1 protein-coding gene and 1 pseudogene are annotated in these 2,826 nt (G+C 75.6%); both read right to left on the reverse strand.

The annotated features are described in order from the left end of the window. The coding region (locus tag AXW62_RS39455; protein ID WP_442267824.1) for an SWIM zinc finger family protein at positions 1 to 709 on the reverse strand (709 nt) is incomplete at its 3' end. Between the two features lie 64 nt (positions 710 to 773). Beyond that, positions 774 to 2,826: pseudogene (locus AXW62_RS39460) on the reverse strand (SCO1167/SCO6262 family helicase); the annotation flags it as partial.

Genomic DNA, 2,826 nt, shown 5'->3' on the forward strand with positions numbered 1-2,826 from the left:
GGCCGGGCGCGGCGAACGCCTCCCGGGCCGGTACGCCCTCCGGAGCCGGCGGAGGGGCGTCCTCCGCCGCCCGCGGGACGTGCCGGGCGGCCCGGGCCGTGCTGCGCGCCTGGAGTTCGTCCAGCACCTCCCGTTCCGCGCGTCCGCGCATCAGCAGGAGCAGGAAAGGATCCTCGTCCAGGAGCCGGGCGAGCTGGTAGCACAGCGCGGCGGTGTGCGGACAGTGGTCCCACGCCTCGCAGCCGCACTCCGGCTCCAGGTCGCCTGTCCCCGGCAGCAGTTCGACGCCCACCGCCGCCGCGTCCTCGGCCAGCTGCGGGGGCATGTCGCGGTCCAGCAGGGCGGCGATATGGCCGGAGCGGTCCGCGACCACCTCCAGCAGCCGGTCCCATTCCGCCCCGGTGAACTCCCGCAGCAGGACGTCGGACCGGTAGGGCGTGCGGTCCCGGTCCCGCACCACGGCGGTGATCCGGCCCGGACGCACGCACACCGCGCCCACCGCCCCCTGGCGCGCGTGCCCCCGGCCGCGCCTGAGCTGCCCGCCGTCCAGCGCCGTGTCCTCCAGGGCCTTCAGCCACGCCTGGCCCCACCAGGTGCGCGCGAAGCCACGGCCGCGGGCGGGTGGCAGCGCGGTCAGGGTGCGCTCGGGGCGTGCGCCGCCGCCATCGGCGCCGCCCCGACGGGAGCCGGAGTCCCCGGGACGGCGCACGCGCGGACGCCGTCCGCGCGTGCGCCGTCCCGGCCCGGTCCGTCGTGGACGTACTCGGCACCGCTCATCGCCCGGTCCCCCTCAGCTCCACGAGCTCCGCCAGCTCGGCGTCGGTCAGTTCGGTCAGCGCGCCCTCGCCGGAGCCGAGCACGGCATCCGCCAGCTGCCGTTTGCGCGTCAGCATCGCGGCGATGCGGTCCTCCACGGTGCCCTCCGCGATGATGCGGTGGACCTGCACCGGCTGGGTCTGGCCGATGCGGTACGCGCGGTCGGTGGCCTGTGCCTCGACGGCCGGGTTCCACCAGCGGTCGTAGTGCACGACATGCCCGGCCCGGGTGAGGTTGAGCCCGGTGCCCGCCGCCTTCAGCGACAGCAGGAACACCGGCACCTCGCCGTCCTGGAAGCGCCGCACCATCTCCTCGCGCCGCGCCACCGGCGTCCCGCCGTGCAGCAGCTGGGCCGGTACCCCGCGGGCGGCCAGATGGTCCTGAAGGATGCGCGCCATCCGGACGTACTGGGTGAAGACCAGGACGCTCGCGCCCTCGGCCAGGAGGGTGTCCAGCAACTCGTCGAGCAGCTCCAGTTTGCCCGAGCGCCCGGGGATCACGGGCCGGTCCTCCTTCAGGTACTGCGCCGGGTGATTGCAGATCTGCTTCAGACCGGTGAGGAGCTTGACGATGAGTCCGCGCCGGACGAGACCTCCGGTGCCGGAGATCTCGGCGAGGATCTCGCGCACCACCGCCTCGTAGAGACCGGCCTGCTCCTTGGTGAGCGCGACGGCCCGGTCCGTCTCGGTCTTCGGCGGCAGCTCGGGGGCGATGCCGGGGTCGGACTTGCGGCGCCGGAGCAGAAAGGGGCGGACCAGTTCCGCCAGCCGCGCGGCGGCCTCGGGGTCGCTTCCGCCCTCCACGGCCTGGGCGTAGCGGCGGCGGAACGCCTCATGGGTGCCCAGCACGCCCGGTGTGGTCCAGTCGAGGATCGCCCACAGCTCGGAGAGGTTGTTCTCGATGGGGGTCCCGGAGAGCGCCACGCGGGCCTTCGCGCCGATGGTGCGCAGCTGCCGCGCCGTCGCCGAGAACGGGTTCTTCACGTGCTGCGCCTCGTCCGCGACCACCATGCCCCACGGCCCGGCCTCGGCCAGCCGCCGCGCGTCGAGCCGCATCGTGCCGTAGGTGGTGAGCACGAACTCGCCGTCCATGAGGCCGTCCAGGCTGCGCGCGGCCCCGTGGTAGCGGCGCACGGGGGTGCCCGGCGCGAACCTCTCGATCTCGCGCCGCCAGTTGCCCATCAGGGAGGTGGGGCAGACCACCAGGGTGGGCCCGGAGGCTTCGGGGTCGCACCGGCGGTGCAGATGCAGGGCGATCAGGGTGATGGTCTTGCCGAGCCCCATGTCGTCGGCGAGACAGCCGCCGAGACCGAGCGAGGTCATACGGACCAGCCAGTCCAGGCCGCGCAGCTGGTAGTCGCGCAGTGTGGCGGCCAGAGCGGCGGGCTGGGGCACGGGCGTCCGCCGGCCGCCGCGGGTCCCCTCGGGGTCGGCGAGGCGGTCCCGCAGGGCCGCCAGCCAGCCGGTGGGCCGTACCTCGACATCGGCGCCGTCGGCCCGGGCGCGACCGGTGAGGGCGGCGCCGAGGGCGTCGGCGGGGGGAGTTTGCGGTCCTGCCGGTCCCGGAGGCGGCGCGCCGCCTCCGGGTCGAGGAGGATCCATTGGTCGCGCAGCCGCACCACCGGACGGCTGGCCTCGGCGAGCCGGTCCAGCTCGGCGCGGGTGAGCTCCTGGTCGCCCACGGCGAACCGCCAGCTGAAGCGGAGCAGCGCGTCGGCGGAGAGGAAGGCGGGGAACCGGGGCTCGGCCTCGTCCTGGGCGTCGTCGTCCGGGCCGATGACGGCGCGGGCGGTCAGCCCGCGCGCCAGCTCCCTGGGCCAGTGCACCTGCACTCCGGCGGCGTCCAGCGCCCCGGCCGCCGGTCCGAGCAGCTCGGTGACCTCCTCGTCGGTGAGGTCGATGGCGTCGGGGACGGCGGCCGACAGCAGCGGGGCGAGCGACGCCCAGGCGCGGGCCGCGCGCCGCAGGGTCAGCAGCGCGTCCATACGGGCGCGCGGACCGAGGGCCGGGG

It is taken from the genome of Streptomyces hygroscopicus subsp. hygroscopicus (assembly GCF_001553455.1).
Lineage (GTDB): Bacteria > Actinomycetota > Actinomycetes > Streptomycetales > Streptomycetaceae > Streptomyces > Streptomyces hygroscopicus.